At 55.6% G+C, this 13,121-nt stretch carries 14 protein-coding genes; 6 read left to right on the top strand and 8 right to left on the bottom strand.

Annotated elements, in window-relative coordinates; genetic code table 11:
- The 5 genes from dcm to HY751_11160 form a co-directional block, all read right to left on the bottom strand.
- Positions 1–1,260, bottom strand: a complete 1,260-nt coding sequence (gene dcm / locus HY751_11180) for a DNA (cytosine-5-)-methyltransferase (protein MBI4666956.1) — start codon at positions 1,258–1,260, stop codon at positions 1–3.
- Between the two features lie 245 nt (positions 1,261–1,505).
- The gene (gene panB / locus HY751_11175; GenBank protein MBI4666955.1) at positions 1,506–2,336 is read right to left on the bottom strand and encodes a 3-methyl-2-oxobutanoate hydroxymethyltransferase; all 831 of its coding nucleotides are present in this window, start codon (positions 2,334–2,336) and stop codon (positions 1,506–1,508) included.
- Positions 2,337–2,584: 248 nt separating this feature from the next.
- Entirely contained in the window at positions 2,585–3,229 is a 645-nt protein-coding gene (locus HY751_11170) for a deoxynucleoside kinase (protein MBI4666954.1), read from the bottom strand.
- Positions 3,226–3,717, bottom strand: coding sequence for a 2-amino-4-hydroxy-6-hydroxymethyldihydropteridine diphosphokinase (folK, locus tag HY751_11165; GenBank protein MBI4666953.1), 492 nt, complete (start codon positions 3,715–3,717; stop codon positions 3,226–3,228). The genes HY751_11170 and folK overlap by 4 nt, the downstream gene beginning before the upstream one ends.
- 59 nt (positions 3,718–3,776) lie before the next feature.
- On the bottom strand, positions 3,777–4,958 hold the full coding sequence (locus HY751_11160) for an LL-diaminopimelate aminotransferase (protein MBI4666952.1): 1,182 nt from the start codon (positions 4,956–4,958) through the stop codon (positions 3,777–3,779).
- A gap of 309 nt (positions 4,959–5,267) precedes the next feature.
- On the opposite strand from HY751_11160, the gene HY751_11155 reads away from it, so the two are divergent.
- The 5 genes from HY751_11155 (at position 5,268) to HY751_11135 (ending at position 10,761) form a co-directional block, all read left to right on the top strand.
- Positions 5,268–7,616, top strand: coding sequence for a DNA translocase FtsK 4TM domain-containing protein (locus tag HY751_11155; GenBank protein MBI4666951.1), 2,349 nt, complete (start codon positions 5,268–5,270; stop codon positions 7,614–7,616).
- A gap of 102 nt (positions 7,617–7,718) precedes the next feature.
- Entirely contained in the window at positions 7,719–7,925 is a 207-nt protein-coding gene (locus HY751_11150; GenBank protein ID MBI4666950.1) for an AbrB/MazE/SpoVT family DNA-binding domain-containing protein, read from the top strand.
- The gene (locus tag HY751_11145) at positions 7,922–8,296 is read left to right on the top strand and encodes a type II toxin-antitoxin system VapC family toxin (protein MBI4666949.1); all 375 of its coding nucleotides are present in this window, start codon (positions 7,922–7,924) and stop codon (positions 8,294–8,296) included. Before HY751_11150 ends, HY751_11145 begins: the two co-directional genes overlap by 4 nt.
- 171 nt (positions 8,297–8,467) lie before the next feature.
- Complete coding sequence (locus tag HY751_11140) at positions 8,468–10,264, top strand: phosphoenolpyruvate carboxykinase (GenBank protein ID MBI4666948.1); 1,797 nt, start codon at positions 8,468–8,470, stop codon at positions 10,262–10,264.
- 17 nt (positions 10,265–10,281) lie between these two features.
- The gene (locus HY751_11135; GenBank protein MBI4666947.1) at positions 10,282–10,761 is read left to right on the top strand and encodes a pyridoxamine 5'-phosphate oxidase family protein; all 480 of its coding nucleotides are present in this window, start codon (positions 10,282–10,284) and stop codon (positions 10,759–10,761) included.
- Between the two features lie 51 nt (positions 10,762–10,812).
- On the opposite strand, the gene HY751_11130 is transcribed toward HY751_11135, so the two are convergent.
- Positions 10,813–11,265 carry a four-helix bundle copper-binding protein gene (locus HY751_11130; protein ID MBI4666946.1) on the bottom strand — a complete coding sequence of 151 codons (453 nt, stop codon included), beginning with the start codon at positions 11,263–11,265 and terminating at the stop codon, positions 10,813–10,815.
- A gap of 50 nt (positions 11,266–11,315) precedes the next feature.
- Positions 11,316–11,789, bottom strand: coding sequence for a transcription elongation factor GreA (locus HY751_11125; GenBank protein MBI4666945.1), 474 nt, complete (start codon positions 11,787–11,789; stop codon positions 11,316–11,318).
- Positions 11,790–11,816: 27 nt separating this feature from the next.
- Between HY751_11125 and HY751_11120 the strand changes: the two genes are divergently transcribed.
- A complete protein-coding gene (locus tag HY751_11120; protein ID MBI4666944.1) occupies positions 11,817–12,260 on the top strand; it encodes a hypothetical protein in 444 nt (147 codons plus the stop codon).
- A gap of 29 nt (positions 12,261–12,289) precedes the next feature.
- Here the strand turns inward: HY751_11120 and HY751_11115 are convergent, their stop codons facing one another.
- The gene (locus tag HY751_11115) at positions 12,290–12,835 is read right to left on the bottom strand and encodes a hypothetical protein (protein MBI4666943.1); all 546 of its coding nucleotides are present in this window, start codon (positions 12,833–12,835) and stop codon (positions 12,290–12,292) included.
- Positions 12,836–13,121 lie beyond the last annotated feature (286 nt).

Below are 13,121 nucleotides of genomic sequence, written 5' to 3'. Positions count from 1 at the left end.
CTAAGCGTACTTTCTGGATTTTGACTCTGTCTTGGCCTTAATTGCCATCACATGAGGCTTCATAATGCGGGCAATCTCTTTTATAACCGGCACTACCACGGCATTGCCGAATTGCCTATATGCCTGTGTATCCGAAACGGGGATTTGGAACTTTTTCTTCCTGTTGTCAAATCCCATCAGGCGGGAGCATTCGCGGGGGGTAAGGCGGCGCGGATTTTTGCCCCGGCCACGATCTATAAGAATTTCTGAACCGTCCTTGTAATAACGGGCGGAAAGGGTTCTCGCTACCCCCCCATTTTTCACAAGTCCAAAACCAAAGCCGTTTCCTTTTGCCCGGTGTTTTGCGGCGTAATCCTGCAAGTACTTCCAGAGATGATCACTAAGAATGTATTTTTCGCTGACTGACCCGGTTTTGTCCTTGGTGTAAGGCGCTTCAGGGGCTTCCGAACAGTCTTCCGGATGAAGAACACTTTCAATTTTGGGGCCTTTGCCTAAAGGCGCAAGCTTAAGGACATCCCATGAGAAATCGGTTTTTTCCCTGAAACCGACCATATAAATCCTTTCCCGGTGCTGTGGTACAAAATGCTGGCCATTAATAATCCTGTAGTGGAGTTCGTAGCCAAGCTCTTTCTCCAAAGTTTCCTTGATTACCCTGAAGGTATTACCTTTGTCGTGGCTTACCAGATTTTTCACGTTTTCCAGCAGAAAAGCGACAGGGCGTTTTGCCTCGATTATCCGCGCCACATCAAAAAAGAGGGTTCCTTGGGTTTGGCATTTAAAACCGTGTTCCCGGCCAAGGGAGTTCTTTTTGGAAACACCCGCTATTGAGAACGGCTGGCACGGAAAACCGGCCAACAGCACATCATGGTCAGGAATGAGTTGGATGGGAACTTTGGTAATGTCGCCCACTATAGGGTGGTTATCACTAAAGTTTGCCCGGTAAGTATCATTGGCGCGTTCATCCCATTCGCTGGTAAAGAGACAAACTCCGCCTTGAGACTCAAAACCCAAGCGGATACCACCTATCCCTGCAAAAAGGTCTATAAAAGTGAAGTCTCCACATTGATCATGCATGGATGGATTTATCGGCAAAAGAAGCTGTTGAAGTGACCGTTTTGCATAAGGCGGCGGAGTGCATTCCCCTATTTTCCATCTATGTACTGTTCTTGGCTCCACCCCAAGATAATTGGCGACCTCATTATGAGAGTAAAGGGAACTCACCTTGCGCAGAATCTTTGTTAATGGATTTTCATTTTTCATCAATATTGCCCCGCTAGGACTTTAATATGACAAACTGACAATGATTATTCCCTTTTTTCCTTCCCTTGCCAAGATTAATCACTTCTGGTTTTTTCAGAAATTATTATCATAATCATTCAAAGCGCACAGGACGCATAATTGCTTGCATAACTCCGGGGTAGAAAACCTCTACATTTCTTTGTACTTGGCGGCTATTCCCACATGCGCGGGAGTTAAAATGCCACGCTCTTTATCGCCCCCCCCCATCAGATAGCCTTAAGATGCCTGGGCTGGGTGGTGTAGCTGTGTTCCTCGCCGGGAAAAACCCCATGTTTTGTCTCAGCAATATATTCCCCCATGGCATGGCTTGCCACCCCGGCAAGGTCAGCGTATTTTTTGACGAATTTCGGGGTAACCTTGGAAGGCATCCCCAACAGGTCGTAGGCCACCAGTATCTGGCCATCGCAGGCGGGCCCGGCGCCTATGCCTATGGTGGGAGCGGGTATGGCGCGGGTTATCTCTTCGGCCAGTTGGGCCGGAACGCATTCCAGCACCAGCGAGAAAACACCCGCCGCCGCCAGCGCCTGGGCCTCCTCCATCATGCGGAGCGCTTTTTCCTTGCCGCGTCCCTGTATCTTGTAACCGCCCAGTTGATGGATGGATTGTGGCGTCAGCCCCAGATGCCCCATAACAGGTATTCCTGCGGAAACCAACGCCTCCACCACGGCTATCATCTTCCCGCCACCTTCAACCTTCACGGCCTCGGCCCCGGCGGCCACCAGCTTTCCGGCGTTTTTCAGAGTCTCCTCCACCCCCAGGTGGCATGACAGGAACGGCATGTCCCCCACCAGCAGAGCGCGGCTCACCCCGCGGCGTACGGCTTTTGTGTGATAGGCCATCTCGTCCACGGTTACGGTAAGGGTGTTTTCCTCGCCCCGGAACGTCATTCCCAGGGAGTCCCCCACCAGCGCCACGTCCACCCCGGCCATGTCCGCCAGCTTTCCGAAACCGTAGTCGAACACCGCCACGGCGGTTATTTTCTCCCCGGCCTCTTTCATCTGCTTAAGTTGGGTGACGGTCACTTTTCCAGCGCTCATTGTAAAAACTCCCATTTCGCGCGAAACGGGCCTGGCTGGATATGGATTTATGATGGGTGATGGAATGGCGTTCCTCCACCGGCGGACATAAAGCCGGTGACTGGCTTCATTGCGGCCTTTTAGATGGCCGCCATGCGCTCTTTGTAAGGAATACCGTCCCGGTCCGTATAAATCCGGATCCAGGCGGGGCCTTGCCGCGCCGCCTAAATAAGGCTTTGTTTCTTCTTTATTCCTCCCCGTCCCGGCCGTTATACCGATCCAAGCGGGTTGTAATACTCCTGTCCTTTCACGTCGGAGAATATTTTCTCCGAAACTTTCTCCAGGTCGTCGTCATTCATCACGAAGTCTATATGGCTCGTGTTTATTATAAGCAACGGGCCTTCACGATAGTTGAAAAAAAACTCGTTGAACGCCCCGTTCACCTTCTCTATGTACTCCTCCGGGACGGTGCGCTCCATATCCCTGGCGCGGGCCCTTATACGCCTCATCAGCGTGGGCGTGTCGCACTGGAGATAAATCACAAGATCCGGCTTTGGCACATCCCTTTGCAGGATCCTGTAAATCTCACTATACAGCCTCAGCTCGTTCTGGTTCAAGTTGAGCCTGGCGAAAACCATGTCCCGCTCGAAAATGTAATCGCTGAAAATCAGGCGGTTGAAAAGGTCAACCTGCTTTAGCTCCGCCAGCTGTCGGTGGCGGGAGATGAGGAAGGCCACCTGGGTGTGGAACGCATAGTTGGCCTGGTCCTTGTAAAACCGTTCCAGGAAAGGGTTGTCCTCCAGGTCCTCCAGCACAGGCTCCACGCCGAACTTCCGGCACAGCGAGTGTACAAGGCTTGTCTTGCCAACCCCTATCGGGCCCTCAACGGCGATATACCTGGCTTTTCGTTTCATTCCTTGAACACTCTTACGGTTTGTCCATCGTCCGCGATGGAAGAAAGTATCCCTTTTACGGTACGCCCCAGCGCGGGGTGTACGAACTCCGGCGCCATGTCCGCCAGCGGGGCCATAACAAACCTGCGCGCATGGGCCAGCGGATGGGGTATTTTAAGCTCCGCCGTGTCCATTACAAGCCCATCGTAGAAGATAATATCCATGTCTATCACCCGGGGGCCCCACCGGCCGGTGTCTATCCGGCCCATCTGTTTCTCGATCTGTTTGAGCCTTGCCAGAAGCCCCTCCGGGGTCATGGAGGTTTCAATCATGATGGCCGTGTTCACAAACCACGGCTGGTCTTTCTCCCCCACAGGCTCGGTCTCGTAAAACCGGCCCGTTGCGGCCAGCGCCGCGCCGCCACCGGCTATCAGTAACTCAACGGCGGCGCGGATGTAACCGGCCCTGTCGCCAACGTTGGAGCCCAGGGAAAGATACGCTTCCGGCAATTTTACTGGCGCCCCCAAAAGCGCGGCCCAGGCTTATCCGCCAAAGGCCGCGCGTCATGCTAGAAAATGTATCTGTCCATGCAAAGCCTGCGGCCCACTTCCGCCATCACCCGCCGCTCCTCGGTTTCCGAGGCGGCGGAGAATGTTACGGAGAAACGGATGAAGTCCCCCGTTTCCGTCCAGGGCACAATGGAGATATGCTTGAACATGATTAGCCATTGGGCGAACTCTTCGGAGTTGAGGAATTTTGGCCCGTTCTCCACCTCTCTTGGCGCCCGCACATAGAGATAAAAACTTCCGGCTGGCATTTTCGCCTCGAAACCGGCCTTGTTTAAAACCTCCACCAGCAATTTCAGCCGCCGTTCGTACTTGGTGACTATCTTCCCGGTTATCCAGGGGTTTTCCAGGGCGGTAATGGCCGCTTTCTGTATGGGTATGAACTGGCCGGAGTCGTAAGTGTCCTTCACGGTGGCGAAAGACTTGACCATGAGCGGGTTTCCGGCCACAAAAGCCATGCGCCACCCGGTCATGTTGAACGCCTTTGAAAGCGAGTGCACCTCCACCCCCACTTCCTTGGCGCCGTCCACAGAAAGGAAGCTTAACGGCTTGGAGCCGTAAGTGAGCGCCGCGTAAGCCGCGTCCTGCACCACAACGCAACGGTTTTTCAAAGCGTATTCAACCACTTCCTCGTAGAACTTCACCGTGGCCTGGGCGCCGGTGGGGTTGTTGGGGTAGTTGAGATAGATCATCTTCAGAAACGGCTTGTCCTCGGCGTCTATTACATTCAAGTCCGGCAGGAAATTGCGGTTGGAGGTGAGGGCAAGGTTCCGCACCCGGCCGCCAAGATATTTGGTGTGCGTGGCCATCACAGGGTAGCCGGGCACGGTGATGGCCAATATCTCGCCGGGGTTTATGAAGGCGTAAGGGAGCATGGCCAAGGCAGGCTTGGAGCCTATGGAATGACATACCTCCGTCTCCGGATCCAGATCCACGCCGTAAATTTTCTTCATGTATCCGGCCGCGGCGTCCTTGAACTCCTGGATGCCGTTGTCGGCGTAACCCCTGTTTTCAGGCTTGGGGGCCTCTTTCTGCAGGGTCTCCACCACCTGGGGGAAAGCCATCTCGTCCGGCTCCCCCACGCCCAGGTCTATGATCTCGGCGTCGGGATATTCCCTCTCTACCTGCCGCCGGGCTCTCTTGATCTTCTCGAATTTATATATGGTCGGGTCTTTCCCGAACATGTCGCCGCCTATGCGGTTGGCGAAAATCTTCTGTATGTAACTCTCCGGCTTTTTGTCGCCATCTTCCAGAAAACCCACAGTGCGAACTCCAGTTTAAAAGAGCGTTGGAATCGTTTTGTATCAGACGCTTGCGCAAAACAAGGGGTAAAATTTATCACATTTTGGATTGTATCGTTCACTGGATTTTTCCCGCCCAGAATTTACCTCCCATTTTCCGGGAAACGAAAATTACTTGAAACTGGCAAATTTCAATGTTATATTTCAAGCGATTGCAAAGCTTAATTTAAGTTCTTCTTTAAGGAGGAGGGCGTGGACTCTCCAAAGTGGAAATTTCTTGGTGAAGCGGCCGGGGTACTGCTGGTAGCCTTTGCCGTTCTGCTCACTATCAGCCTTGGCACTTATGACCAGGCGGATCCGTCTTTCAACCGTTATCTCTCCGGAGACCGGGAGGTAATCAACAAAGCCGGAATCATCGGCGCGACCCTTTCGGATACTTTGGCTCAATCGCTCGGGGGCATTTCCTGGCTGTTCGCGCTGGGTTTGCTCTATGTTGGCGCCAGGGTGGCCCTGGGGGTTGAGATAACCTCTTTAGGGGCGTATGTGGGAGGTCTGATCCTCCTGATCCCTTCTTTCTCGGCTCTGGCAAGCCTTGTCTGGCGGGTGGATCCGCTTTTCGATGGCGTGGCCGGGGGTGGTATTATAGGCCACTTCGTGGCGGAGAAGATGACTCTTCCATGGTTCGGCGTTTACGGATCTTTCGTGGTACTGATGGCGGTGATGGTCCTGTCGGTGCTGGTGATGTTCCACCTTTCCGCCTCGGTGGCCATGATGCGCATGGCCCGCCTCACATGGATCATGAAAGGCTGGATGATATCGCTGGGCCGGGTTTCCTGGCCCATGATGAAAAAACTCAAAACCGTTCCCATAAAATCGCCGTTCAAGCCTGAAACTCCCGAAGAGCGTGGGATAAGGGAAAAGCGGACCCGCATCCGCGAAAAAGAGATCGCCGAGGAGTTCGGGGAGCCTTACGAAGAAGAAGCGCCGCCTCCACCGAAGATCGTGGATTTCTCTGCCCGGGATGAGGAGATGATCATTCCCATCGCTCCAAAGCAGGCTCCGAAGGCCAAAAAGAGGGAGCCCGCCGAAGAGACGTTCCAGCAGGAGATCTTCGAATTTGACGAGGCTAATGAATACGAGTTTCCGGCGTTAGGCCTTCTGGACTCGGAGCCCAAAGCCGTCGTCAAACAATCCAAGGACGACCTGATAAAAAGCTCCCGCATACTGGAGAAGAAACTGCTGGATTTCGGCATAGAGGGCCGGGTGACGCAAGTGCTCCCGGGGCCGGTGATAACCATATATGAGTTCGAGCCCGCCCCCGGGGTGAAAGTCTCCCGCATCGTGAGCCTGGCGGACGACCTGGCCATGAGCCTGAGGGCCCTTTCCATCCGCGTGGTGGCGCCAATCCCCGGCAAATCCGTGGTGGGCATAGAAGCGCCCAGCCCCAACCGTGAGGCGGTGTATCTAAAAGAGATATTGTCCAACGACGAGTTCGACGGCAACGGCGCCAAAATACCCCTGGCGCTGGGCAAAGACGTGGCCGGGAAACCCGTGGTGGCGGACCTGGCCTCCATCCCCCACCTGCTCATAGCCGGTTCCACCGGCTCCGGAAAAAGCGTGGGCATAAACGCGATGATATGCTCCATCCTTTACCGGCTGGCCCCGTCCGACGTGAAGATGATCATGATAGACCCGAAGATGCTGGAGCTTTCCATCTACGACGGCATCCCGCACCTTATAGCCCCTGTGGTGACGAATCCTAAAAAGGCCGCCAACGCCCTCAAATGGCTGGTGGCGGAGATGGAGCGGCGCTACCAGAAACTTTCGGACCTGGGCGTGCGCAACATAGACAACTATAACAAGATGGTGGAATCCGGCGGATCGTCCCGCAGGTCTCGAAAGAGCGCGGAAAGCGAGACCGGGCCGCTTTCAAAACTGCCCTACATCGTGGTGGTGATAGACGAGTTGGCGGACCTTATGATGGTTTCGTCCAAAGAGGTGGAGGATTCGCTGGCCCGGCTGGCGCAGATGGCCCGGGCGGCGGGTATCCATCTTATCGTGGCCACCCAGCGCCCCAGCGTGGACGTTTTGACCGGACTTATAAAAGCCAACTTCCCGGCGAGGATAAGCTATCAGGTGCGTTCGAGGGTGGACTCCCGCACGATTCTGGACTCCATGGGCGGCGAGAAACTGCTGGGCAAGGGAGACCTTTTATATCTGCCACCCGGCGACGCGAAGCTACACCGCATCCAGGGCCCGTTCGTTTCCGATGCGGAGATCCATCGCGTTGTGGATTTCCTGAAAGGCCAGCGCCAGCCCGATTACATTGAGGATATTTTAAAAGGCCCCTCCACCGAGGAGAACGGCGGCGGAACTGAAGAGGACATGGACGAGTTTTACGACCAGGCCGTGGAGCTTGTGGCCCAAACCCGGCAGGTGAGCATATCCATGATACAAAGGCGGCTTCGAATCGGCTACAACCGCGCCGCGCGGATAGTGGAGATCATGGAGAAACAGGGCCTGGTAGGCCCCGCCGACGGCGCCAAGCCCCGCGAGGTTTACGTGCGTAGCATGGACGACGTGGAGACGCAGTATAACTGACGGTTTTCCCGGTGGCGGCGGCCCGCCACTCACCGGTTGGGTTGCGGGCTTCCATATCGATAGCTATAATGTAATACAAATACCTTATCGACAGGATGCGTTATGGCCGTTGTCACAGTCTCCCCAAAGTACCAGGTGGTTATTCCCCAGGAAGTAAGAGAGTCAATGGGGATCACCCCGGGCGAAAAAATCCGGATTTTCCAGTATGAAAACCGGCTGGAGTTCATACCGGTAAGAGATCTGAAAAAAATGCGCGGCTTCCTGAAGGGCATAGGCGCATCTGTTACAAGGGATGAGGACCGGGTGTGAACCTTGTCGATTCATGCGGCTGGCTCGAATATTTCGCCGATGGCCCCAATGCGGGTTTTTTCGCAAAGCCTATCGAGAAAATTGCCCGCCTCACAGTGCCCACCATCTGCCTTCTTGAGGTGTTCAAGATAGTTTGTCAGCAACGGGGCGAGGACGCGGCCCTTCAGGCCGCCGCCGCCATGAGCCAGGGTCATGTTGTGGATCTCAACGCGGACATAGCCCTTAGCGCCGCCAAACTAGGCGTGGATTTAAGATTGCCACTTGCCGACAGCGTAATACTTGCCACCGCCCGCGCCCACAACGCCACCATCTGGACACAAGATGAGCATTTCAGAGAAATCGCCGGTGTCAGGTTTGTGGAGAAACGGTGAGGGGTATTTACGAAAATTCAAGGATTTCGCAACCTCATGCTGTAATTTCATCAAGCCGGATCGCCAATAACTCCATCCAATCAGCCCTGCGCCGCCCATATCCGCAGTTATAATTCCCGTTGTGCTATCATTTAATACGTGGTCAAAAACAAGCTTCATGGTGTGTAGGAAATGACAGGAAACCACCGCGCGCCGTTCACCCTTACCCGCAACAAGGTGATTATCGATTACGGCTCCATGTATTGCGACTCGCCGGAGCAGTTGATAAAAAGCCCGCTGTTTTCGGAGATGGTCGAACGGTACGTCGAAAAGATCGCCGGGCGGGGCAGTTCGGTTTTCGCCTTCGTTAAGGGGGTAATGCCCCGGGCCAACCTTACGGAGATGTCCGATAAAATGGTGGCCCTTTTCAAACTTCTGGCCACCCATACCGCCGGCGAGGTGATAGAAATAAACGAGGAGTACCGGGCCATTTTGTCCGACCGGGAGCGGCTCCACGCTTTCGTGGAAGGGCTGTATAACTTCTGGCGCGGGCACGAGCGGGTGATATACCACCGGGCCCCGGCCCGCACCGGCGTGGCCGAAGGCTCCATACACCACGCCCAGTTCATCACCGCCAACGAAAAGTTCAAGAACCTCGTATTGTCGGTTTACCGGCGGGTGGCCGAAAACATCACTTCCAAAACCCCCACCATTTACCGCCAGCTTCCCGCCGGGGCCAACATGGGAGTGCTGGTGGAGAAGATTGATTGGGACTGCCCTTACGAGCTTTCCCATCTCAAGGAGGTGCCCTTCACCGCCCTTACTGTTATAGAGCCGCCGCTTACGCTCTATTCCCGCTCCAACACCCGTAAGGGGAAGATTATAGAGCTTCCGCGCCTGTCCGAGGACGCGCTGGCGTTAAACCCGTCGGAATGGTTTTGTTTCCCCGCCAAGGTGGGGGAGCTTATGGCCTTCATATATTTCCATCAGGATTACGTTACCCTGGGCCTTTCCATGGGAAACCTGTTCGAAATGGCCAGCCACAAGGAGATAGAAAAAAAACGGCCCGACCTGCTGATGCTTTTCGGCGTGCGGCACGGCTCGCTCCCGGCGGATTCCGCCTTCTACGAAGACAAAGAGAACAACCTTTTCATCGGCCTCGTGCGGGATGGGGACCAGGTGGATTATTTCGGCTATTTCAAGAAAACCGCCCTCACGCTCCATAACGTGGCCATGCTGAAAAGGGGAAGGCTTCCGGTGCATGGAGCCATGGTTTCGGTAATCCTTAAAAATGGCGGCGCGGCCAACGTGGCGCTGGTGGGGGATTCCGGCGCGGGCAAGTCGGAGACTCTGGAAGCCCTTCGCGCCCTGGCCGAAGACCACATTTGCGACATGAAGGTGATTTTCGACGACATGGGCTCGCTGGCGGTGGAGGACGGCGTGGTAAAAGCTTACGGCACGGAGACCGGCGCCTTTGTGCGGCTGGACGACCTTTCGCCGGAATACGCCTACGACGAGTTCGACCGGGCCATTTTCATGAACCCCAGCCAGGTGAACGCCCGGCTTGTTATCCCCATCACCAGGTATCACGACGTGGTTGCGGGGCATCCGCTGGACATCCTGCTGTACGCCAACAATTACGAGATGGTGGACGCGGACCAGTCCGCCATAGAATTTTTCGGCGGTAAGGACGAGGCCATGGCCGTGTTCCGCGAGGGGGCGCGCATGGCCAAGGGGACCACCGACGAGAAGGGGCTGTCGCGCTCATATTTCGCCAACCCCTTCGGGGCGCCCCAGCGGCGTGAGGAGCATGAGGTAATCGCCTCCACCGTGTTCGGCGCCCTGTTCGAATCCGGCGCCAAGGTGGGGCAGATGCGCACCAGGCTGGGCATAGAGGGGTTCGAGCAGGAAGGGCCGAAGGCGGCGTCGCTGGAGCTTTTCAACGTTATAAAGACCATGGCCCGCCGGGAAATGTGCGTGGGCAAATAATCAGGGAGGAGTGAGCGATGGCCAAGGAGTGGGGCGCCATAACTGAAAGCCACAAAAAATTCGCGCAGGACCAGAAGATATTTTTCGTGGCCTCGGCGCTGGGGGATGAAGACGTGAACCTTTCCCCCAAAGGTTTGGACAGCCTGAGGATATTGGACGAAAGAACCGTCATCTACGCCGATTATCACGGTTCCGGCGCTCAGACCGCCCGGCACCTGGCCGGTGGCGGCAAATCGGTAATCACCTTCATGTCTTTCGGCGAGAAGCCGCTCATCCTGCGGTTTTACTGCACGGGCAGGGTTGTCTCCAAAGACTCGCAGGAATTTGAAAAACTCCACTCCGCGCATTTCCCCCAAACCGGCCCCGAAAAACTGCGGCAGATATTATGGTTCGACGTTTACCGGGTGCAGACCTCCTGCGGCTATGGTGTGCCGAAATTCGAACATGTGGGGGACCGTAGCGGCGAGCCCTATTTTGACGAGCTTTACGGAGCGTAAAAAAAGGGACGCGGATTTCCGCGCCCCCTGGCTTTATTCCGGCGGAAAAGGTCAGGCCGCCACTTTCTTGCACTCCTCGTAACATTTAACGCAAGCGTCCGCGCAATCCTTGCATGTGGCGTGTTTGGCTTCATGCTTTCTGCATTCATCCTCGCAAGCCTTGCAGGCGGCCATGGCCACCTTCGCCGTGGCGGCAAGGTTCTTCGAATTCTGCGCGGCCAGGGTGATGACGGCCTGGCAAAGCGCCATGGTTTCCATCACGGACTTGGCGCAGGCGGCCAGCGAAGTGTCTCCGGCGGCGAAAGAGTCCATACAGTGGGAAACGCAAATCTCGCCTTTGGTGGCGCATCCCGCGGCGGCGTCTATGAGCGCCTGGTTAGCGGCGCCATGCCCCATGTGATGGTGGGCATGCCCTTCCATGGCCGGTTTTTCCGCCGCCAAAGCCTGCCCGGCCCCAAGGGCCACAGCTCCCACACCCGCCAGCAACAAGTCTCTTCTGTTCATATACTTCCTTTCGAATAAGGTTTAACGCCGGTCAACCCGGCCAAGAAACGTCAGTTAGATTTGTCGTGGATGGTGGTCAGCTCGATCACCTCAAGCTTGCGCTGGCCCTTGGGCATGGCCACAACCACTTCATCCCCTTCGCGCCTTCCCACCAGCGCTTTTCCTATGGGGGAAGCCAGCGAGATCTTGCCCTTTTCCGGATCCACCTCTTCAGGGAAAACGAAGGTGTAAACAACCTCCTCGCCGGTGTTGGTGTCGGTCAGTTTCACCACGGAGCCAAGCCCAATCCTGCCCTGCGGGATGGCCGACATGTTTATGGCCAGTATCTCGCTTATCCGCTTTTGGAGATGGCCGATGCGCGACTCCACAAACAGTTTTCTCTGCTTGGCCGCGTCGTACTCCGCGTTTTCGGAAAGGTCGCCATAATCGGCGGCTTTTTTCAGTTCCTTGGGGATAACGTGGATAAGCTCGTGGCTGAGCTTGCCAAGCTCTTCCTCAAGCTTTCTTATGATTTCAAATTGCATAGTATAATGACGCTTATGGTTTTTTCGATGGGCAACATTATACCGCAACCTTCCCGGCTGGTGGGCTGGTTGTTTGCGCTGGCGGCGCTGATAGCCTCCGGCCATGCCCCAGCCTTCGCCCAGCACAATACCGATTTAGGGGATCCGGCGGCCTCCGCGGCGGCCATTCTTGTAAAAGAAATAGCGCGAGACGAGGAAATCCTCTCCGCCCCCATGAACATGGCCCGGCTCAGGCAAACCCGTGAAAAGCTGGGCCGCGACCTGCCGGAAAAACAAAAAGTTATCGCCGGGTTAAAGGATATGGGCGCGTCCGGCTCCCTGGCGGAAGCCCTAAAAGTGCTTGAAGAGACTTACGCGGCGGAAAAAATGGTGTTTGACGATATCCGCATTAGTGATCCGGCTCAAATAAGGGCGGCCAGAGCCCTGCGGGAAGGCCTTCCCAGGAAAAAAGAGGCTCTCAGGGCGCTTTAGTCCGGCAATCCTTTTTTCCGGGCAGGCTTCTAAAGGCTTCGGGCTCTCATGGCCAAGGCCTCCACCTCCTCAAAAGAGTAGCGGAACACCCACAGTAGCGCCACCGCCGCGGCGTAGAACAGCGAAGGCACATAGGCCGTGCCGCTCAATGCGGCTATGACGAAACCGTATATCCCCACAGACGCCGCCAGGGCCCACCTGATCACGCATATCTGGAAATAGTGTGGCAACATCGTTACCACCAGTTTGTCGTCGTCCAGCAGGCCTGCGGTGGGCAGGTTTATCTTGATGGCGGTGGGGCCGCGCCCTTGCATGTAATTCTTTAACCCTTTGTCGCTTTTTAGCCACCGGTCTATGAAAACTATGGCCCCCACGTCCACCAGCGCCACGATCCCAAGCATCGCCGACAACGGGGTGATGAACGCCGCCTCTATGGGGATAAGCGGGCCGCCGCTTTGCAGGATGAAAATGTTTACGGCCGCCACCGCCGCCACCGCCGCGAAAAGGATTATCCACACCACGTTGAGCCTTTTCAAAAGCCCCTCAACCGTTTTTCTTCCTTCCGGCGTAATCATGACCCGCCCCCCCGCTTTTTGTGTTATTGAACAACATGTTACCACGCATCAGGCGGAGATGGAGGCCGTTGGGCGCTAAGCCATTACACGGCCGGTTAAATCATGTAAAATAGCCCCCATGAGCATGCTTCTGCAGAGTCCGGCCCATGACTGACCCGGGCCCTATTGCGCCTATCGTAAGTTGATCTTCCCCTAACAAAGCTGTGTCTAACCCTAACAGGAAATTTCAAATCCCCTTAACCGGCAAAAACGCCCTCCGGCTGTTCGCGTATGGAGCCTTGGGCTT

The sequence above is a fragment of the Nitrospinota bacterium genome, assembly GCA_016208975.1.
In the GTDB taxonomy this organism is placed as follows: Bacteria; Nitrospinota_A; UBA7883; order UBA7883; family JACRLM01; genus JACQXA01.
The sequence above is the reverse complement of the archived record's forward strand: the minus strand, read 5'-3'. Positions and strand labels throughout refer to the sequence as shown.

Excerpts from the sequence above, each read along its gene's own strand:
- HY751_11150 (MBI4666950.1), top strand. The coding sequence starts at position 7,719 with ATGGCCGTTGTCACAGTCTCCCCAAAGTACCAGGTGGTTATTCCCCAG.
- panB (MBI4666955.1), bottom strand. The coding sequence starts at position 2,336 with ATGAGCGCTGGAAAAGTGACCGTCACCCAACTTAAGCAGATGAAAGAG.
- HY751_11130 (MBI4666946.1), bottom strand. The coding sequence starts at position 11,265 with ATGAACAGAAGAGACTTGTTGCTGGCGGGTGTGGGAGCTGTGGCCCTT.
- HY751_11140 (MBI4666948.1), top strand. The coding sequence starts at position 8,468 with ATGACAGGAAACCACCGCGCGCCGTTCACCCTTACCCGCAACAAGGTG.
- HY751_11160 (MBI4666952.1), bottom strand. The coding sequence starts at position 4,958 with ATGTTCGGGAAAGACCCGACCATATATAAATTCGAGAAGATCAAGAGA.
- HY751_11115 (MBI4666943.1), bottom strand. The coding sequence starts at position 12,835 with ATGATTACGCCGGAAGGAAGAAAAACGGTTGAGGGGCTTTTGAAAAGG.
- HY751_11170 (MBI4666954.1), bottom strand. The coding sequence starts at position 3,229 with ATGAAACGAAAAGCCAGGTATATCGCCGTTGAGGGCCCGATAGGGGTT.
- HY751_11135 (MBI4666947.1), top strand. The coding sequence starts at position 10,282 with ATGGCCAAGGAGTGGGGCGCCATAACTGAAAGCCACAAAAAATTCGCG.
- dcm (MBI4666956.1), bottom strand. The coding sequence starts at position 1,260 with ATGAAAAATGAAAATCCATTAACAAAGATTCTGCGCAAGGTGAGTTCC.
- HY751_11125 (MBI4666945.1), bottom strand. The coding sequence starts at position 11,789 with ATGCAATTTGAAATCATAAGAAAGCTTGAGGAAGAGCTTGGCAAGCTC.
- HY751_11120 (MBI4666944.1), top strand. The coding sequence starts at position 11,817 with ATGGGCAACATTATACCGCAACCTTCCCGGCTGGTGGGCTGGTTGTTT.